The organism is Thalassospira sp. MIT121401 (genome assembly GCF_047125595.1).
In the GTDB taxonomy this organism is placed as follows: domain Bacteria; phylum Pseudomonadota; class Alphaproteobacteria; order Rhodospirillales; family Thalassospiraceae; genus Thalassospira; species Thalassospira povalilytica.
The window spans coordinates 3,413,739-3,432,500 of record NZ_CP138926.1 but is presented as its reverse complement, the minus strand read 5'-3'; the positions used below and the strand labels follow the sequence as shown (position 1 = coordinate 3,432,500).

Annotated in this window: 17 protein-coding genes (1 of these 17 cut by a window edge); 9 read left to right on the top strand and 8 right to left on the bottom strand. The window is 53.9% G+C overall.

The window, feature by feature from the left end; genetic code table 11:
* Together SIB88_RS15835 and katG are read right to left on the bottom strand one after the other, a co-directional pair.
* Window positions 1-1,578, bottom strand: the 5' portion of a protein-coding gene (locus SIB88_RS15835) for a hypothetical protein (RefSeq protein WP_412558476.1). It extends 456 nt beyond the left edge of the window; the window shows 1,578 of its 2,034 coding nt (coding positions 1-1,578); the start codon lies at window positions 1,576-1,578; its stop codon lies off the left edge, out of view.
* Between the two features lie 220 nt (window positions 1,579-1,798).
* Complete coding sequence (gene katG, locus SIB88_RS15830) at window positions 1,799-3,982, bottom strand: catalase/peroxidase HPI (RefSeq protein ID WP_412558475.1); 2,184 nt, start codon at window positions 3,980-3,982, stop codon at window positions 1,799-1,801.
* A 502-nt stretch (window positions 3,983-4,484) separates the two neighbouring features.
* Here katG and SIB88_RS15825 point away from each other — a divergent pair.
* The 6 genes from SIB88_RS15825 to SIB88_RS15800 all read left to right on the top strand — a co-directional run bounded on the left by SIB88_RS15825 (window position 4,485) and on the right by SIB88_RS15800 (window position 9,163).
* On the top strand, window positions 4,485-5,474 hold the full coding sequence (locus SIB88_RS15825) for a cation diffusion facilitator family transporter (protein WP_412558474.1): 990 nt from the start codon (window positions 4,485-4,487) through the stop codon (window positions 5,472-5,474).
* A gap of 160 nt (window positions 5,475-5,634) precedes the next feature.
* Window positions 5,635-6,630 carry a 2-dehydro-3-deoxygalactonokinase gene (locus tag SIB88_RS15820; protein WP_412558473.1) on the top strand — a complete coding sequence of 332 codons (996 nt, stop codon included), beginning with the start codon at window positions 5,635-5,637 and terminating at the stop codon, window positions 6,628-6,630.
* A 4-nt stretch (window positions 6,631-6,634) separates the two neighbouring features.
* Window positions 6,635-7,291, top strand: coding sequence for a 2-dehydro-3-deoxy-6-phosphogalactonate aldolase (locus SIB88_RS15815; RefSeq protein ID WP_412558472.1), 657 nt, complete (start codon window positions 6,635-6,637; stop codon window positions 7,289-7,291).
* A gap of 129 nt (window positions 7,292-7,420) precedes the next feature.
* A complete protein-coding gene (locus SIB88_RS15810; protein WP_068518703.1) occupies window positions 7,421-8,200 on the top strand; it encodes an SDR family oxidoreductase in 780 nt (259 codons plus the stop codon).
* A gap of 158 nt (window positions 8,201-8,358) precedes the next feature.
* Window positions 8,359-8,634 carry a GIY-YIG nuclease family protein gene (locus SIB88_RS15805; RefSeq protein WP_068518702.1) on the top strand — a complete coding sequence of 92 codons (276 nt, stop codon included), beginning with the start codon at window positions 8,359-8,361 and terminating at the stop codon, window positions 8,632-8,634.
* Between the two features lie 181 nt (window positions 8,635-8,815).
* Entirely contained in the window at window positions 8,816-9,163 is a 348-nt protein-coding gene (locus tag SIB88_RS15800) for a hypothetical protein (RefSeq protein ID WP_068518701.1), read from the top strand.
* Between the two features lie 84 nt (window positions 9,164-9,247).
* Here SIB88_RS15800 and SIB88_RS15795 read toward each other — a convergent pair whose 3' ends face one another.
* From SIB88_RS15795 to cysD, 6 genes are all read right to left on the bottom strand, one after another.
* Window positions 9,248-10,351 carry an ABC transporter substrate-binding protein gene (locus SIB88_RS15795; RefSeq protein ID WP_286887717.1) on the bottom strand — a complete coding sequence of 368 codons (1,104 nt, stop codon included), beginning with the start codon at window positions 10,349-10,351 and terminating at the stop codon, window positions 9,248-9,250.
* A gap of 194 nt (window positions 10,352-10,545) precedes the next feature.
* On the bottom strand, window positions 10,546-11,205 hold the full coding sequence (locus SIB88_RS15790) for a CDP-alcohol phosphatidyltransferase family protein (protein ID WP_412565919.1): 660 nt from the start codon (window positions 11,203-11,205) through the stop codon (window positions 10,546-10,548).
* Between the two features lie 105 nt (window positions 11,206-11,310).
* Window positions 11,311-11,949, bottom strand: coding sequence for a GNAT family N-acetyltransferase (locus tag SIB88_RS15785; protein ID WP_412558470.1), 639 nt, complete (start codon window positions 11,947-11,949; stop codon window positions 11,311-11,313).
* 176 nt (window positions 11,950-12,125) lie between these two features.
* Window positions 12,126-12,812, bottom strand: coding sequence for a hypothetical protein (locus SIB88_RS15780; RefSeq protein WP_412558469.1), 687 nt, complete (start codon window positions 12,810-12,812; stop codon window positions 12,126-12,128).
* A gap of 187 nt (window positions 12,813-12,999) precedes the next feature.
* Entirely contained in the window at window positions 13,000-14,919 is a 1,920-nt protein-coding gene (gene cysN / locus SIB88_RS15775; protein ID WP_412558468.1) for a sulfate adenylyltransferase subunit CysN, read from the bottom strand.
* Window positions 14,919-15,824, bottom strand: a complete 906-nt coding sequence (cysD, locus tag SIB88_RS15770; protein ID WP_068518695.1) for a sulfate adenylyltransferase subunit CysD — start codon at window positions 15,822-15,824, stop codon at window positions 14,919-14,921. Before cysD ends, cysN begins: the two co-directional genes overlap by 1 nt.
* A 364-nt stretch (window positions 15,825-16,188) precedes the next feature.
* On the opposite strand from cysD, the gene SIB88_RS15765 reads away from it, so the two are divergent.
* The 3 genes from SIB88_RS15765 to SIB88_RS15755 all read left to right on the top strand — a co-directional run bounded on the left by SIB88_RS15765 (window position 16,189) and on the right by SIB88_RS15755 (window position 18,739).
* Complete coding sequence (locus tag SIB88_RS15765) at window positions 16,189-16,998, top strand: hypothetical protein (protein WP_412558467.1); 810 nt, start codon at window positions 16,189-16,191, stop codon at window positions 16,996-16,998.
* Window positions 16,898-17,797: a hypothetical protein gene (locus tag SIB88_RS15760; RefSeq protein WP_412558466.1), complete on the top strand. Its 900-nt coding sequence runs from the start codon at window positions 16,898-16,900 to the stop codon at window positions 17,795-17,797. The genes SIB88_RS15765 and SIB88_RS15760 overlap by 101 nt, the downstream gene beginning before the upstream one ends.
* 150 nt (window positions 17,798-17,947) lie before the next feature.
* Complete coding sequence (locus SIB88_RS15755; RefSeq protein ID WP_068518692.1) at window positions 17,948-18,739, top strand: hypothetical protein; 792 nt, start codon at window positions 17,948-17,950, stop codon at window positions 18,737-18,739.
* The last annotated feature ends 23 nt before the right edge of the window (window positions 18,740-18,762 follow it).

The window sequence follows — 18,762 nt, the reverse complement described above, 5'->3', positions numbered from 1 at the left end:
CAGGTATTCCAGTCGAAGTGCGTTTTTGCGTCTTTGCTCTTCTCGGTGATATAGAATTATTCTGGCTTCTTTGAACTCTCCTGCGGTTTGGAGCGTTCGAGCAAGTTGGCTATATGGTTGAGGTTTGAAGCCATCAAATTGCCGCGAAAGCCAAGCTAGCCTGAATTTGGATGAGATGGGGGCGGCCCAAGATAGACTCTGATAGCTAAACCCATTTAAGTCCACTTGTGACTCTGTCGGCCAGCTTAGTTCTTTATCAGCCAATGATCGTACGCTAGCCCCGTGTAGACCTATAGCCCCATCAATTTTGGCCGGAAACCATTTCAAGGTGTTTTTGACAACTAAGTTTTCCGCGACAAAAGCCGGTGCGTCGGGGTTTACGACAATACTCTCGGCGAACTCCAAATCTAGTCCAACTGTAACGTTGGATAAGTCTAATACTCCGTTGAAAGATGAGCTGCGAATCAAGGCTTCTTGTTTTATGACCCCGCTTTGCATCGAAAACGCGGGTGTCTGTTGAGCTTCAAATTCTGAGTTTTCGATCATTAGCTGGCCAGCGACTTCAACAGCACGTAGAGAGGCTTCTCCAAGAATAATGGTGTTATCGGAGAAATGGAGCAGTCCCGCTATTTGTGAGCGGTCTAGCGACAGCGTTCGTGAAGTTAGCTCAGCATTCTTTAATTGAAGATGGACAGAGCGAAAGGTGAGGCAGTCCCCTATTTTGACTCCCAGCATTGACAAGTGACCGATGCAATAGGTGTGGGAAGTGAAATTCAGACTGTTTGAAATAATTGAGTTGTTTAGTGATATAGATGGGTCAGAGTTATTTGGTGAGTTTTCTGTAAATGAAGAGTTTCCAACTTCAATTTGGTTTACGTTCATTGACTCAAGTAGACATGCTCCTTCTATGGTAGCCGAGTTTAACAGGAAATATCCTTTGCAACGTAATTGATTGCATACCAATGCGGGGCCGTTCTTGCACGTTATCTTAGATTGTTCAAGGTCTAGGAATCCTACATCAGCCCCGATCAACCTTACTTGACCAGAAGCCGAGAAATTACTGTTGAAAGTAGCACCGCCGCCGACAGATAAGCCGTCTCCATTGAAGGATACTTCGTAGCCATCAACCTTGTGCGTTCCAAGTTGAGCTGAGTCTAAATTTATTGAGTGGGATATTTGTGTCCACTTGCAGCTGATCCCACATGCAAATTTCGAGTTTCTTAGTATTAGTGCACCTGAAATTTCCGTTTCATCAAGGGAAAGTTTGTTAATATGGCAGTGTTGCAGGCATACTGTAGATATTTGGCTGTGAGTTATCTTTATTTCACTGTTTATCGTGCATCCCGTTATAATTATTGGCGGAGTGAATTTCTGAAAGTGTAGTTCTATTTTTCCGTCTATATAGGTATTGTAAATTTGTATTTTTTCGATGTAATCGTTCTTCGCACTTAGGACGTGAGATAAAAAGTTCCCCCGGATGTGGCAGTATTTAAAGACACTGGGAAGTGAGATTTGCGCGAAGGAGAATGATTGGCCTAAGCGAAAAGAGTTTAGAGCCAATGACTCGACATAGTTCATCTTAAAATTCTTCAAAATGACATGTCCTGTTAGATTGTGAGTGGTTTGCTGGAATCTACTACAGGTAATATACAGTTGTCATTTGTCAGTTGTCAGCAAAACGGAAGAGCCGGTGGATCAGACCAAAACTCAACCAAAACACCCCCGGCCTAACCGACCGGGGGTGTTCTTATTTCAGAGCGCCAAAGCTCCAACTCACATCACGTTAAAGGCGTAAGCCTCACGCCAGATCAAACCGATCCGCATTCATCACCTTGGTCCAGGCCGCAACGAAGTCTTTAACGAACTTCTCCTGGTTGTCGTCCTGGGCATAGAGCTCAGCATAGGCACGCAGGATCGAGTTTGAACCAAACACCAGATCAACGCGGGTGGCGGTGAATTTGGTTTCGCCCGATTTGCGATCAACGATGTTGTAAAGGTTCTTGCCCGCCGGTTTCCAGCTATAGGACATATCCGTCAGATTGACGAAGAAGTCGTTGGTCAGAACACCTTCGCGGTCGGTAAACACGCCGTGTTTGGTGCCACCATAGTTGGTGCCAAGAACACGCATGCCACCGAGCAGAACCGTCATTTCATGGGCGGTCAGGCCTAGAAGCTGTGCGCGGTCGAGCAGCATTTCCTCGGGCTGAACAACATAGTCCTTTTTCGCCCAGTTGCGGAAACCATCGGCCAGCGGTTCGAGCGGCTCGAAGCTTTCGGCATCGGTCATCTCGTCGGTGGCGTCACCACGGCCCGGTGCGAACGGAACGGTGATGTTGAAGCCGGCATCCTTGACGGCCTTTTCAACCGCAGCCGTACCACCCAGAACGATGAGATCAGCAATCGAGACTTTCTTGGCAAGGCCGGCCTGAATGCCTTCGAGGGTGCCAAGAACCTTGGCAAGGCGGGCCGGTTCGTTGCCTTCCCAATCCTTCTGCGGGGCGAGACGGATGCGGGCACCATTGGCACCACCCCGCTTGTCCGAACCACGGAAGGTACGTGCGCTATCCCAGGCGGTGTTGATCAGCTCGGCCGAGGTGAGGCCGGATGCCAGCAGCTTGGCCTTGAGGTCGGCGATTTCGGCGTCCGAGAGGGTGTAGTCAACCGACGGGATCGGGTCCTGCCAAATCAGGTCTTCGGCCGGAACGTCCGGACCGAGATAGCAGGCTTTCGGGCCGAGATCACGGTGGGTCAGCTTGAACCATGCACGGGCAAAGCAATCGGAGAAATATTCGAAGTCATTGTCGAATTTCTCGATGATTGCACGATAGGTCGGGTCCATTTTCATGGCCATATCGGCATCGGTCATGATCGGCATGCAACGGATTGACGGATCTTCGACGTCAACAGGCATGTCTTCTTCCTTGATATTGATCGGTTCCCACTGATGGGCACCGGCCGGGCTTTTCTTGAGTTCCCACTCATAGCCCAGAAGAAGCTTGCAATAACCGTTATCCCATTTGGTCGGATGGGTGGTCCAGGCACCTTCGATGCCCGAGGTCACACTGTCACGGCCGATGCCGCGCGTGGTGTGGTTGTTCCAGCCCAGACCCTGTTCGGTGATGTCAGCGCCTTCGGGAGCTTCGCCCAGAAGGGCGGCATCGCCATTGCCGTGGGTTTTACCGACGGTATGACCCCCGACCGTCAGGGCAGCGGTTTCTTCGTCATTCATTGCCATACGGGCAAAGGTTTCGCGCACCTGGGCGGCGGTCTTGATCGGGTCAGGCTGCCCGTTGACACCTTCCGGGTTCACATAGATCAGACCCATCTGCACGGCGGCAAGCGGGTTTTCCATGGTTTCGGGTTTGGTGACATCGTCATAACGGGAATCAGACGGTGCCAGCCATTCCTTTTCCGCACCCCAGTAAACGTCTTTTTCCGGATGCCAGATATCTTCACGACCACCGGCAAAGCCAAAGACTTTGAGGCCCATCGATTCATAAGCCATGGTGCCGGCCAGAATGATCAGGTCAGCCCAGGAAATCTTGTTGCCATATTTCTTTTTGATCGGCCACAGAAGACGGCGTGCCTTGTCAAGGTTGGCGTTATCAGGCCACGAGTTCAGCGGGGCAAAGCGGATATTGCCCGTGCCGCCGCCACCACGGCCATCGGCCAGACGGTAGGAACCGGCAGAGTGCCAGGCCAGACGGATCATCAGACCACCATAATGACCCCAGTCCGCCGGCCACCAGTCCTGGCTGTCGGTCATGAGGTTTTTCAGGTCGGTTTTGACAGCGTTGAGATCAAGTTTCTTGAACTCTTCTGCATAGTTGAAGTCCTTGCCATAGGGCGTGGATTTGGTGTCGTGCTGATGCAGGATGTCAAGATTAAGGGTTTTGGGCCACCAGTCGGTGTTGGTGGTGCCGGTCTCGGTCATGCTGCCGTGCATTACCGGACATTTCCCTGCGGTATGTTTTCCGTCCATTTTTCTCTCTCCGTAGTGGCTGAGATGTTTTTAAAACAGCTCCTTGACCCGTTTCGTTTTGCGCCAAAGGCGACCGGGGCAAAACAGCAAGTCCCGATCTGCTGTTTCATGTCGCCTTATGGTTGGGTTCCCTGAGATGTGATTTAAACAAAACCAGTATGAGTGCGCCAGTATTTCTACGTGAAGCTTTCATGTTGCAGATAATGTTCAACTCAGAGATCGCAACGAACGTGGTCACAAATTCCGAAACCATGGGTTTCCCCATCGCTTTGAAGAGCCTAACAATTTGATGCGTAATAGGTGAAATAGTTATTTTATGTATCTTTGATAGCTTTTTTCGATTTCTTTGGGCGGCGGGGCCAAACCGGTGGCACAGGCCGTGACAGACCGTGACATTCGGCCAAAAGCAGTTAGACTGGGCTAAGTCATTTGCCTGACGGGGTTTTTTCAGATGCCCGGTTCAGGCACACATCACCGATCGTTCAGAATGGATAGCGCGTATATGTCTCATTCCTCAAAAGGGGCCATTTACATGGCCGCGACGGCCAATCTGCTGATTGCTGTGGCCAAGTTTGCCGGGGCGGCGATTACCGGTTCTGCGGCGATGATGTCCGAAGGCATCCATTCGCTGGTCGATACGGGCAATCAGGGGCTTTTGCTTTTGGGGTTGAAGCTTTCGACCCAGGAGCCTGATGAACGTCATCCGATGGGCTATGGCAAGGAGACCTATTTCTGGTCGTTTCTGGTTGCGGTGATGATTTTCGGATTGGGGGCCGGTGTTTCGATCTGGGAAGGGGTGGACAAGATCCTTCATCCCCATGCGCTTGATATCCATGTGGTGGCATCGTTTGGCGGGTTTGATATCCGGACATATCACGTCGTGTTCACGATCCTGATCATTGCCGTGGTGCTTGAAGGGGCAGCGTTCCGCACAGCCTATCGGGCGTTTCGGGCCCAGAACCCCGACAAGACGATCATCAAGGCCGTGCATAGCAGCAAGGACCCGACGGTGTTTGTGATCCTGTTTGAGGATTCAGCGGCCTTGCTCGGTTTGCTGGTGGCGTTTGTCGGGATTGCGGCGGCCTATTTGCTTGATATGCCGGTGCTTGACGGGCTGGCATCGGTGATGATCGGTCTTATTCTGGCGGTCACGGCCTTTTTCCTGGCGGTCGAGTGCAAGGGGCTTCTGATCGGGGAAAGTGCCAATGCGCAAAGCCGCGAAAAGATCGCGCGGATGGTTGCGGGCATTCCGGGCATTTTGGGCGTGAATGAAATCATCACGCTGCATCACGGACCGCAAAGCGTGATTGTCTGTGTCAGTGTCGATTTTGATGACAAGATCGGATCGCCACAGGTCGAAGCCGCCGTGTCGCGCCTTGAGATCGATATCCGTGCTGCCATCCCCGAAGTATCCAAGGTGTTTATCGAAGCCCAAAACTGGAAATCGCATCAAAGCCTGCTTGATCCCGATGTACCGGCCCCGCAGGTCTGATATCGGGGTGGTCGCCGCGGCGTGGTGCATTTGAGAGCGTGCGCGGTGATTTCCTGCGCGATGGATTGACCATTCATGCGCCCAATAGTATGAGGAATGCAAACAGGCGGCATTGATCCCGGTTCGGGACCTGTGCCGACAAGCATAGAAGGGCAGGGCGTTGACGGCTTCATCACATCTTTCGGGCACCCCGGCCCAGGCACCAAGCTGGATCGCGGTTGATTGGGGCACATCAAATTTGCGCGTCTGGGCAATGGATGATAGCGCTAACATCCTGGCGATGGCGGAAAGCCCGCTTGGCATGAATGCGATTGCCGGGGACGATAAGCTGAGCTTCGAAGGGGTTCTGATCGGGCTGATTGACCGTTGGCTTGACCCGGCGATACTCAATGTGCCGGTGGTGATTTGCGGCATGGCCGGGGCGCGGCAGGGATGGCTTGAAGCCCCGTATTGCGAGGTGCCGGTTGCGCCGTGCGATCTGGCATCCGGCGCGGTCAGCCCGACGGTGGCCGACCCGCGGGTGGCGGTTTCGATCCTGCCCGGATTGTGTCAGCGTCCCAAAGGCGTTGGCGAAATATCGGGCGATGCCGATGTCATGCGCGGCGAGGAAACCCAGCTTGTCGGCTTTATGAACCAAAACCCGGATTTTGCCGGTTGGGTATGCCTGCCCGGAACCCATTCGAAATGGGCGCGGGTTGCGGACGGAAAAATCACCGCCTTTCGGACCTATATGAGTGGCGAGGTCTTTGCACTTTTGTCCCGCCAATCAATCCTGCGCCATTCGGTTGGCGATGATTGGGATGATGCGGCCTTTGCCGGGGCGGTTCGGGCGGCAAAAACGCAGCCCGGCAGCTTTTTGCATCAGCTGTTTACCGTGCGTGCCGCGGGCCTTGTTGCCTTGAACAGCGCAGACGTCCCGTCCGGGGCGGCGGTTTTGTCAGGCAGTGTGATCGGTCTGGAAATTGCCGATATTCTGGATCGGTTGCAGGATGGTGAAACCATTGCACTGGTCGGTGCAGGCAAGCTTGCATCCCTTTATCAGGCAGCACTGGCCGTGCATGGCCAAACTGCGCTGGCGATGGATGGCGGTGCCATCACCCTTGCCGGATTGAGCCAGGCCTATCAGACCTTATCGCACGCATCACAAAGGATTTAAGACCATGGCACCATATGTTGCAGAACAGATTACCGATGCGCGCAGCGGCAAAAAACACCGCCGGCTGATTGCGATCCTGCGCGGGGTTCAACCCCATGAGGCGGCCGATATGGCGCGCGCGCTGGTCGATGCCGGCATCAGCATGATTGAAGTGCCGCTTAATTCGCCAGACCCTCTTAAAAGCATCAGCGCGATGAAGGAAGCGGTCGGGGATGCGGCGATGATCGGGGCAGGGACCGTTTTGACGCCCGATGACGTGGCCAATGTCAAAAAGGCTTCGGGTGAATTTATCGTTTCGCCCAATTGCGATATCGACGTGATCGCCAAAACCAAGGAGCTTGGCATGGGGTCCTGGCCCGGTGTGCTGACGCCAAGTGAATGCTTTGCTGCCATCAAGGCCGGGGCAGACGGGCTTAAAATCTTTCCGGCCAGCATCATTGGTGCTGATGGCATCAAGGCCATGCGCGCGGTTCTTCCGGCACAGATGCCGGTTTATGCGGTCGGGGGCGTCGGTCCGGATGATTTTGCAACCTATGCCAAGGCCGGGTGTGACGGGTTTGGTCTGGGGTCTGGGATTTACAAACCCGGCATGTCGGTGGCCGATGTTTCAAAGGCGGCCCTTGCCTATGTCGCGGCACATGACGCGGTGTTCGGGGCGTGATCAACCGGTGATTTTGCAGATGCCGGTGATCTGGATTAATCGTTCCAGATCGTGGAACGGTGTTTGACCAGACGGCCATGCCCGGTCTAAATTCCTGCCATTAGACGAACTCCAAGATGGGAGGATCCATTGGATCTGGGAATTAAAGGCCGCAAGGCTATTGTATGTGCCTCGTCCAAGGGGCTTGGCCGTGGTTGCGCCATCAAACTGGCAGAAGCCGGTGTTGATCTGACGCTTAATGCACGTTCCGAAGGGCCGCTGAATGAAACGGCGGAATATATCCGTGATACATATGGCGTGAATGTCACAACGGTTGCCTGTGACATCACGACCGAGGAAGGCCGCAACAAGGTCCTTGCCGCACAGGGTGCGCCCGACATTCTGGTCAATAATGCCGGTGGTCCGCCCCCGGGCATCTGGTCCGATTGGGGACAGGCCGAATGGGAAGCCGCGGTTCAGTCAAACATGCTGACGCCGATCCTGCTTGCGACCGCGGTTCTACCGGGCATGATTTCGCGCAAATGGGGCCGTATCGTCAATATCACGTCGGGTTCGGTCAAATCGCCGATCCCCCATCTTGGTCTTTCGAACGGGGCGCGCGCCGGTCTGACCGGGTTTGTTGCCGGAACGTCGCGTCAGGTCGCCAAGGATGGCGTGATCATGAACAACCTGCTTCCGGGTCAGCATGACACCGACCGCATCAACGCCCTGATGACCAACAAGTCAAAGGCCGAAGGCATCAGCCTTGATGAAGCGCGCACCAAAACCCAGGCAGGTCTTCCGACCGGTCGTTTTGGTGATCCGCTTGATTTCGGTGCGACCTGTGCCTTCATGTGCAGCGAGCATGCGAAATTCATGGTCGGCCAGAATATCCTGCTGGACGGTGGCGCGTTTAACTCCACCCTTTAATTTGCCCTGTATGGGCTGCAAATGGTCGCTTTCTGTGCTTCCGGTGCTCATGTACTTTGGTACGCAGCGCGCCGGTTCTCGAAAGCGGCCATTTTCGTCATGCGAGGCCGCGAACCTCACCACACCTGATGTAACATCGTATTGAAACAGCTTCGGAAATGGCGTCATTCACCTTTGTCTATGTGCTGCGTGAATTGGGGTTTGATCCGGCGGCAAATGTTCGGGTCAAGCTGCCCAGGACTTATGTCGGCTGGTCAACCGATGTTGAGGCGCGGCTGGTGACACATAATAGTGGCAAAGGGGCTAAGACCACGCGCGGGCGGCAGTGGGAGCTGGTTTATGTTGAACGGTTCCGCACCTTCGGTCAGGCTATGAGCCGGGAATGGCACCTTAAGCGGGACCGCAAATTGCGCAAGATGCTGGCGGGTGGCTAGCGCGGTCTGTCGGGCTTGACCCGGACCGTTATGCGGCTGAAATTTTGCTGCCTGGCAAGGAAACGGATGCCAAGCAATGCAATTGCTGCAAGGCGCCCGGCCAAAACAGGGCTTGCATCATTGCGCCAAGTAACAGATATGTCCTTGCAATCAATCCATTGAAACCGGGGTAACACCAGATATGGCATTCGTTCGCAAAAACCCGCTGAAACTCAACAAGTTGCAGCTTCGCACCCTTGTCCTGGCACAGGTCATCGCCAAAGACCCGAATTCGGGCAAGATCGACGAAGCCAGCGGTGAGGCAACCCTTCTGCGTGTGCCCCATGCCCATGGTGACCATGTGCATGTCGGCAAATTCACCGTTGCGGCCCGTGACGCCAGCGGCTTTGAAAACCCGGCAGTCTGGGTTGCGCTGACCCGCAAGGGACTGGTCAAGGAAGGCTATCCGGGCAGCATCGTTCTGACCAAGGAAGGTATGGAATACGATACCGGTCTTGGCGACCATTTCCTTGAAGAAAGCGATCACTAGGATTTCGGGAATTCATTCCCCGATGCCGACAAGAAAAAGCCCTGCACAAGCAGGGCTTTTGTTTTTTAGTGCGGCGATACGGGTCTATTTCACGCGGATGAATTTGCCGTTCTGGATTGTCACGAAATAGACGTCGCGATTGCCATCCCCATACTGATCGAATTTCAGTTCCTGATGCAGACCCATCTGCGGGGGCAGATCGGTCATGGCATTGGCCAGTTTCTGATCGGGGTGTTTGGTCTTGAGCGCGGTAAACAGAACCGTTGCCGCATCATAGGCCAGAACAGCACTGAACCCCGGATGGCGATCAAACATGGCTTCGTAATCGGCAACAAATTGCTGGAAGCGCGGATTGGTGTCATAGCGGTCATAAGCCTGGACAAGTTCCATGCCCTCGACCGCGGTTCCGCCGATTTCAATCAGCAAATCCGTTCCGGCCCATTCCGCAGCAGAAATCGGGATGTCCTTGGACAGTTTGCGGATTTCAAGGGCAAGATTGGCACTGTCGGAACTGTTGGCGACCAGCACGATCGCATCGGGGGCATCATCAACCAGTTGTCTGGCGATGTCGGCATTGCTGGCCTGACTGGTGTTGATCCAGTTTTTGGAAATCACCCGGCCGTCAAGTTCTTCGAATTCCAGAAGAAATTCACGATACCAGCTGTCGGCGAATGCTTCGTTTTGACCATCAAGGGCGATGGACACCCGTTTTCGGTCAAGCTCGATGCTGCGTTTTGCATAGGCGCGCGCATTTTCACGTGTGGTGGTGTTCATACGGAAAAGATAGTCGCGAAAACCGGCAAATTCGGCGGCCGATACCGTTGGTGATACGGTCACGATGCCCAGTTCGTTGATAACCGGCAGGATCGCCATGCCGATCGAACTGATGATGGGACCGACAATGGCATCCACACCAAGTTGGGAAAGTTCGCGGACATGCTGTTGGGCGACTTCGGGTGATTTTTCATCATCCCGCGGCAGGATTTCAACCATCCGGCCATTGATGCCGCCATCGTTATTGACTTGCTGGGCGGCAAGCTTCAGCGCATTGAGTGCATCGGTTCCGGTATCCGAACCCGGTCCGGACAATCCGGCAATGAAACCGATCTTGATCGGGCCTGACTGGTCACAGGCAACAACGAGAAAGCACGCGAAAATCAAAGCAAAAACATTCGAGACTGGCCGCATAATGTTCCTGTCGGTTTTTAAGGTCAGGCGGTATTGATCTGACGGTGCAGGACCATCGGGTCAACGGATGCTGACACTGGTTTCTTTGCAGGTCATCGTTGGGGGCGACCGGTAGTATGACGACCTTGTGTGCTACTGCCGATATGGTTGTGACGGTCGGGGACTTCAAGAAGTTACAACGTCTTTTCCGGCCGTTAGCCGAAATCGCGACGCGCTTGCAAGACGCGGCCGAATGTCGTTATCAGGCACAAGGCCCCGAAGATTGCAGCAATCTGGGGGAACCAGCCGGGAAAGACGCAAATCAGGCACAAAACAAGGATGGTTTCGCTGCCTTCGGTAATGCCGGTCAGGAAATAGAAGCTTTTTTTGCCCTGTTTGTCATGGTTGCGGTTCTGCTTGGCTGCGATGATCGCATAGGCCAGAAAACTTGACCCGGTGCCGACAAAACAGAAAATCAGAAAGGCCGCCATAAGCGCATGTTCCGGACGCCCGATGGCAAATCCCAGAATGATGCCGGAATAAAACAGGAAATCGGCGACAATGTCGTAATAGCCGCCAAGGTCGCTTTCCTGTGTTTTGGAACCGGGGTGGCGTGATCTTGGGGCTGCATGACGGGCAACGGCACCGTCAAGCCCGTCCATGATCCGCGACAACAAGATCATCACAAGGGCCGCGTAATCAAGCTGGACGGCAAGAAACACCGCGCCAAGGACCCCGAACAAAAAGCCGATGCCGGTGATGGCATTCGGGGTGATCCCCGTGCCCGACAGGGTACGGGCAGCCGCATTAAGCGGTATGTCGATCAGCGGGCGCAGGCGGGCATCAAACATCAGCAACTCGTTTTGGTTGGTCAAGCCTGGCCCGACTATAGGGGCAAGGTTGAACAAATCAAAATCACCAGTTCGTAAGCCGTCAGATATTGATGCCCGGTCCCGCGGATATGCGCGCCGCGCGGCAAGTCAGGGGCGCAGGTCTTCCAGTCGCTGGCGTTGTTTGCCATTGGCGTCAAAATTGTCCGGTGACAGCCATGCTTCGAACCCGTGGCGAATAGCGGGCCATTCTTCGGCGGTGATGGAAAACCACGCGGTATCACGATTGCGGCCCTTATAGACCATATGGTTGCGGAACGTGCCTTCATAGGTAAAGCCATACCGGGCGGCAGCGGCGCGGGATGGGGCGTTCTGATCGTCGCATTTCCATTCGTAGCGGCGATAGCCAAGTTCGTCAAAGGCGCGCCGCATCATCAGATACATCGCCTCGGTCCCGCCAATGGTTTGCGACAATGCCGGGGAATAATTGATATTGCCGATTTCAACCGATCCATTGGCGGCATCAATGCGCATAAAGGCCGCAACGCCAACCGCCGAATTGCGGGTTTTGTCGATGATGGCATGAAGCATCGGGTCACTTTGACCTGCCATGGTTTCCAGCCACGCCTTGTAGCTGGCAAAATCGTTGAACGCATTGGTCGAAAGATAGGTAAAGCGCGACCCGTCCTGTGCCATGGTGTTGGCATCAAACAGGTGCCTGGCATCACGGGCAAGGTCAAGCGGGCTGACGATCACATGCTGGCCGACCATGTCGCTGCGTGGCGGCATGGCGCATCCGGTCCAATTTTCAACGGGATGGCCAACCGGTTTTCCAAAAACATCTTTGTGGGGCGAGGTCATTTTTCTTCCTGACAACGAACAGTGGAAAGCCAGATTTGCTGAAATCGGTCCCGTCGACAAGGGCCAGTTTTGTCAAACCGGTGGGGCCAATCGGCGGGCCCGTGTCACTGGGTCAGGGAGGTTTGATCAAGGACATCAAGGAATTGTCGATTGCGTTCATTGTCATGACAGAGTAGCGGCACGTCAAAGCGTCTAACAGGCGGAAGGTCGGCGGCAACGATGCCGTCATGCGGGGCGCCAGGGGCATTTTGCACATGGGACGGATCGGCAAGCAGCGCATCAATGCGCCCGGCCCGCAACAGATCAAAGCCCTGTTTAAGATTTTGCAAGGCCACCCAGTCAATCATCGTATCGGGCAGGGGCAATGGCGGCGGGGGAAACTGTTTCAGGCGGCCAACCAGAACCTGATCCTTGCTGGCAAGGTCAACATCTTTGCGGATGAACAGCCGGACTTCGAAGCTTAGTGCATGTTTTGAAACGAGTTGCGGATCATCATGGGGCCAGCCACCGGTCAGAATGCAATCAAGTTCACCGGAACGATACAGATGGAAAAGCCGATCATTTGGAAGGGTTTCGATCGACCCCGACGACGTTCTGGCCTGAAGGGCGGCGGCAAGATTGCGGTTGGCCGGTGTGGTATATCGGGCCCACTGGTTGTTAAGCGATACATGCGCGCCAATGCGAAAACCTGTTTCCTCTGCCAAAAGGGGATCTGGCACAAACAGGTACAGCGCAATGGCCACAAATGACAAAAGCCATGTATCGACATCCAGACGCGGGCAAAACCGCATTGGTACCTCCGTTCCGGGTCCTGTTTTGATGTTACCTGCAGGCTGGTATTTTACAAGGTCGCAGGTGGGGCTGTAATCAGGCTGGCCTTGTGAAGATTGGGGCGATGCAAGAATATCGGACCCGGAATAAAACAAAACCCGACAGTCGGAACTGTCGGGTTTTGCGTTGATCAAATCGGGCAGGCCATCAGATGTCGGGATACCAGGCCCCGAGAACGCCAAATTCTTCGAGTTTGGCGACAATCTGTTCGGCGGCTTCTTCTGCGCTTTGATCGGCGGTGTTGACCACGATCTCGGCATTTTCGGGCCGCTCATAGGGGCTTGAAATCCCGGTGAAATTGGCGATCTCGCCGGCGCGCGCCTTTTTATAAAGGCCTTTGACATCGCGCTGTTCACAGACTTCCAGCGGGGTGTCGATAAAGACTTCGATAAATTCGTCTTTTTCAACAAGGCTGCGGGCAAGCTGGCGTTCGCTTTTGAATGGCGAGATGAAGGACACCAGCGTGATCACACCGGCATCAACGAACAGCTTGGCGGTTTCACCAACGCGGCGGATGTTTTCGACACGGTCTGCATCGGTAAAGCCAAGATCCTTGTTCAGGCCATGACGGACATTGTCACCATCAAGGGTGTAGGTGTGCTTGCCAAGCGCATGGAGCTTTTTCTCCACCAGGTTGGCGACGGTTGATTTGCCCGCACCCGACAGGCCGGTGAACCACAGAACGACCGATTTCTGGCCTTTCTGATAGGCACGTGCCTGTTTGTTGATGTCCATTTCCTGCCATTTGATGTTGGTCGCACGGCGAAGGGAATGGTTGACCATGCCCGCACCAACAGTCGCATTGGTGAAGCGGTCAATGATGATGAAACGGCCCGAATGACGGTTTTCGTCATAGGGGTCAAAGGCCAGCGCCTTGTCCGCCGAGATATTGGCAATCCCGACTTCGTTCAGTTCAAGCGTTTTGCCCGCCACATGTTCGAGCGTATTGACATTGACCTTGTATTTAAGGTCGCTGATCTGCGCGCTTGTTACCTGTGCGCCCATCTTGATCAGATAGGGGCGACCGGGCAGAAGATGATCTTCATGCATCCAGATGATGCGGGCTTCGAACTGGTCGGCGAATTCCGGTTTGGCATCGGATGCCGCCAGAACATCACCGCGCGAAATATCGATCTCGTCTTCAAGAGTCAGGGTGATGGCCTGACCGGCGATGGCTTCATCAAGGTTGCCATCAAAGGTGACGATTTCTTTGACCTTGCTGGTCTGACCCGATGCGGTGACAACAATTTCATCACCCGGTTTGACCCGACCCGATGAAACAGTGCCGGAAAACCCGCGGAAATCAAGGTTCGGGCGGTTGACCCACTGCACCGGAAGACGGAACGGTTTGTTGATCGCGTCCTGTTCGACCTGAATGTCTTCAAGATGTGCCAGAAGCGTCGGACCGGAATACCACGGCGTATTGGCGCTGGCTTCAATCATGTTGTCGCCGCGAAGGGCAGATAGCGGGATCGCGGTGATCGAGCTGTAATTCAGCTGGGCTGCGAACGAGCTATAAGCAGCGACGATTTCGTCAAATTTGGACTGATCATAATCGATCAGGTCCATCTTGTTGACGGCCAGAACCACGTGCTTGATGCCCAGAAGGGACGTGATGAAGCTGTGACGGCGGGTCTGGGTCAGGATGCCTTTACGCGCATCAATCAGGATCACGGCAACATCGGCAGTCGAGGCACCGGTTGCCATGTTCCGCGTATATTGTTCGTGGCCCGGCGTATCGGCGACAATGAATTTGCGCTTGTCGGTCGAGAAGAAGCGATAGGCAACATCAATGGTGATGCCCTGTTCGCGTTCGGCCTGCAGACCATCAAGCAGCAGGGCGAAATCAATCTCGCCGCCCTGGGTGCCAACCTTGCGGCTGTCAGATTCCAGCGCCGCCAGCTGGTCTTCGAAAATCAGTTTGGAATCCCAAAGCAGACGGCCGATCAGGGTCGATTTACCGTCATCGACACTGCCGCAGGTGATGAAACGCAGAAGGCTTTTTTCTTCCTGGGCTTTGAGGTAGCCAAGGATGTCATCAGCAATAAGGTCAGATTTATGCGCCATCAGAAGTAACCTTCCTGCTTCTTCTTCTCCATCGACCCGGCCTGGTCATGGTCAATCATACGGCCCTGACGTTCGCTTGAACGGGTCAGAAGCATTTCCTGGATAATTTCGGGCAGGGTCGCTGCCTCGGACTCAACGGCACCGGTCAGGGGATAGCAGCCCAGCGTTCTGAAACGCACCGACTTCATTTCCGGCTTTTCGCCCGGTTTAAGCGGCATACGGTCGTCATCAACCATGATCAGCATGCCATCGCGTTCGACCACCGGACGTTTTGCCGAATAATACAGCGGCACGATCGGGATCTGTTCGAGATAGATGTATTGCCAGATATCAAGCTCGGTCCAGTTCGAGATCGGGAAAGCACGGATGCTTTCGCCTTTGTTGATCCGGGCGTTATAGATATCCCACAATTCCGGGCGCTGGTTTTTCGGGTCCCAGCGATGGGTTTCGGTACGGAAGGAAAATACGCGTTCCTTGGCGCGTGCCTTTTCCTCGTCACGGCGCGCCCCGCCAAAGGCGGCATCGAACTTGTATTTGTTCAGCGCCTGTTTGAGCGATTCCGTTTTCATGACATCGGTATGCAGGCTTGACCCATGGGTGAACGGACCAATGCCGCGTTCGACACCGTCCTGATTGATATGAACAATCAGATCAAAACCATATTCCGCCGCCATCCGGTCGCGAAATTCGATCATTTCGCGGAATTTCCAGGTGGTATCAACATGCATCAGCGGGAAGGGCGGCGGTGCGGGATAGAACGCCTTGCGCGCCAGATGCAGCAGAACCGATGAATCCTTGCCGATGGAATAAAGCATCACCGGCCGTTCAAACGATGCCGCAACCTCGCGGATGATATGGATACTCTCTGCCTCAAGCTGGCGGAGATGGGTCAGATTGGGCTGCATTCTCTTTCCTGCCGATCAATCAAAACTGTGGCAATTAACACAAATTTTTGTGTTTATAATTGTATTTCACTTGGCTTTGATGGGTAATATGGAATGCGCCGCAACGCAAGTGTGATTTCTATTTTTACACAAATTTTTGTGGTCCAATTATATTTCACATTCCCCGTGTGTTTAATTTATCGGCCGCTGCCGCAATTGCCAATAGCAAAAAGTCCGGCACGCCAAAGCAATCTCAGCAGGCACTGTTCATAAGGAGGGGGCCTGTCACAGGCGGATAGGTGTGACAGAAGTCACAGGAAACGCCATGCGGGAAAAGTAGCATTACCAGAAGGGAATTCACGTTAAACGCGCTTGGGGGACAGGCATGAAATTCGACATTACGATCTGGGGCGAAGCCACAGACGTCATTCGCAAAAACATCGTGGTTTTTACTGCGGCGGTTGCGGCATTGTGGATCATGGATATCGTGATTTATGCCTTGCGGCCTGATATGGAATCACCGGATTTGCCGACCTATTTTGTCGGCGCGTATCTTGCCATTGCCTGTCACATGACGGTTTTGCGCAATGTCAGCGGGTTTTCCGCGGTGGGTGCACTTGAAAAAAGCGCTTTCTTCAAGTTCTTCATGCGCGGCTTTGCCGTGGCCATGGTGACGTTTATCCCGGCACTTTTCGTGATGGTTCCAATTTTGGCGGTCCCCGAAATCAAGGCGGCACCGGAAGACGTTCGGTTTTTCCTGGTGATGGTTGCGGTGCTTGTCTTTTACGGGGTGGCGATGCTGATCGCACTTGGTTTGGTGGGAACCTGGCTGCCCGCAGCAATCATGGCCGACGGTTCGTCGATCCGGCGGGCGTTTGCACGCGGTCGCAAAACGATCGGCTATGTGACGTCACGCCTGATCGTCGGACCGGGTGCCAATATCGTATTGTTCCTGGTAACCGTGTTCCTGTTGCCCGGGCGGTTTTCCGAAGCCGTTCGCACATACACCATTCACGCAGGCGAACTGCAATTTGTGCCGTTTGATATAGCCATGAGCGGTCTGGCCTATGTGGTATGGGCAACCGGCGTTGTTCTTGTCGCCGTGGTCCTGTCACGTGCCTATCAGCTTGGCGAGGCGCGTCTGGCTGATGCAAGCCAACCGGCAACCGAACTCAAACAGGCAGAGGCAATCTGAAATGGCGCAAGATAAAGAGACCGTCCAAACCGGCCCCAAACAGCCAGGTATCTGGAAGACCAGTTTTGTTGCGATTTTGCGCTGCTGGGCCAGCACTCTAATTGTGGCCATCCTGATGCTGGCAATGGCTTTCTGGCAGTTCGCAGCACCTTTTTCCGGCCAGGTCTATGTCATCTATGTGCTTGGACTTGTCATCTGGGGATATTTTGCGCTGTCGCTGTTTGCTTGGTTGCTAAATGGGTATGCAGGCATTGCGGCATTCAAGGAATTTGATGCGTCGCGTGTCCGGCTTTTTTCAGGGCGTTTTATTGTCCTGCAACTTCTTGATACTTTGCCCGCATCATTGGGGCTGTTTGTCCTGACCGGCCATTTCATGTTGTCGCCGGAAGACATGGCCAAGATCGAGAACCTGTCTGCCATAGGCATTACCAGCATCTTTACCTTTGTGGTTCTTTGGATCGTTCTGGTGTTCTTTGCAACATTGTTGCCCGCGGCCCTTATCGGCGATGGAAGTGGCGTGGGACGTGCGGTTGCGAGAGGACGGAAGACTGTATGGTACGTTACAGGACGGGTTTTGCTGGGTCCTGTGTTGATGCTGTTTCTGGGCTCGATGATTGTAAATCTGGTTCAGACAGCAGGTGGGCAACCGCTGATATCAAGCGATGGCGCGCTGGCCTTTAACGCAACCTCAGTCATAACAATGGTGGTAAGCAGTCTTCAATATATTGTCGTTGTTGCCATGATTGTTGTGATCGTATCGCGTGCCTATCACCTTGGTGAAAAACGTTTGACAGTTTGATGATTTCGCTGCCGCTGCCGCCGTTGCGTTTTCAGGCCCGCGTGTCAATAGCGAAGCAATAAGGATTGAACCACGATCTTCTTCATCGCCATATATTGATCTGTTTCATCCAGCAGCCAGGGCGCGATGCCAAAGAATGAGCCATCATGCGTGAAATTCAAATCCTGGATTATTCAGGATGTTTTTGATGTTCTTTGGTTAAACCGTTCGGTGGTTGCAGCAGCAGTTTCATGGTTGGCGCTGTTTGCTGTATTTGACGCGATTGTACCCCATCCGGCCTTGCTTGGTCCGGATGGGGTTTTGTCATTGGGCGGCACGTGCTGGTTTGTCGTGCGTGCATTGGTTGATGCGGTGGCGTTGATTGTCGTTGGCATTTTAGCCCAACTGTCATGTTTGACCCGGCAGGGTGGTTGGGGTGCTATTTTGGCTGCGAACCGCAAAGCTGTTCTTTGTTGCAGTGTCGGGATGTGGGGGCTGGCGGTGCTGACAATTGCGATGGTCCTGGTCTATCAGCAATTTTTTGTGGCTGACATCATACGTGCCTTGCTCGGCAGCAGTCGTGAACCGTCGCATTCGGGACGGCTTTTGATCGGGGCATTTATCCTTGTTGGATTTCTTGGTGTGATTGCCCTTGGCGCAAACTGGTTTCCCGCAGTTCTTGCTGGTGCGGACAGGTCAATGCGTAAAACCTGGCAGCGGGGCAGGGGGACCTTCCTGTATGTGATCTGGCGGTTGGTTGCGGTTTTGCTTTTCTTACCGGTTATCTCGACCCTGATCGTGCCGGTGATCGGACAAATGGTGGCGATTTTTCATGTGCTCGGGATTCCTGCCGATGTGGCAGTTCTGGGTGTTCGGGCGCTTGCTGCTGGTGTGATTGCCTGCTTTGTCTCGATGCTTCTTTCAGTGATTTTTGTCCGTGCCTTTGTCATCTCGTTGAAATAGCACCAAAATCTGATGTTTGTCTG

What these genes read in the sequence shown, in the direction of transcription:
- katG (WP_412558475.1), bottom strand. Translation starts at nt 3,982, where the DNA reads ATGGACGGAAAACATACCGCAGGGAAATGTCCGGTAATGCACGGCAGC.
- SIB88_RS15825 (WP_412558474.1), top strand. Translation starts at nt 4,485, where the DNA reads ATGTCTCATTCCTCAAAAGGGGCCATTTACATGGCCGCGACGGCCAAT.
- SIB88_RS15815 (WP_412558472.1), top strand. Translation starts at nt 6,635, where the DNA reads ATGGCACCATATGTTGCAGAACAGATTACCGATGCGCGCAGCGGCAAA.
- SIB88_RS15805 (WP_068518702.1), top strand. Translation starts at nt 8,359, where the DNA reads ATGGCGTCATTCACCTTTGTCTATGTGCTGCGTGAATTGGGGTTTGAT.
- SIB88_RS15800 (WP_068518701.1), top strand. Translation starts at nt 8,816, where the DNA reads ATGGCATTCGTTCGCAAAAACCCGCTGAAACTCAACAAGTTGCAGCTT.
- SIB88_RS15795 (WP_286887717.1), bottom strand. Translation starts at nt 10,351, where the DNA reads ATGCGGCCAGTCTCGAATGTTTTTGCTTTGATTTTCGCGTGCTTTCTC.
- SIB88_RS15785 (WP_412558470.1), bottom strand. Translation starts at nt 11,949, where the DNA reads ATGCCGCCACGCAGCGACATGGTCGGCCAGCATGTGATCGTCAGCCCG.
- SIB88_RS15780 (WP_412558469.1), bottom strand. Translation starts at nt 12,812, where the DNA reads ATGCGGTTTTGCCCGCGTCTGGATGTCGATACATGGCTTTTGTCATTT.
- cysN (WP_412558468.1), bottom strand. Translation starts at nt 14,919, where the DNA reads ATGGCGCATAAATCTGACCTTATTGCTGATGACATCCTTGGCTACCTC.
- cysD (WP_068518695.1), bottom strand. Translation starts at nt 15,824, where the DNA reads ATGCAGCCCAATCTGACCCATCTCCGCCAGCTTGAGGCAGAGAGTATC.
- SIB88_RS15765 (WP_412558467.1), top strand. Translation starts at nt 16,189, where the DNA reads ATGAAATTCGACATTACGATCTGGGGCGAAGCCACAGACGTCATTCGC.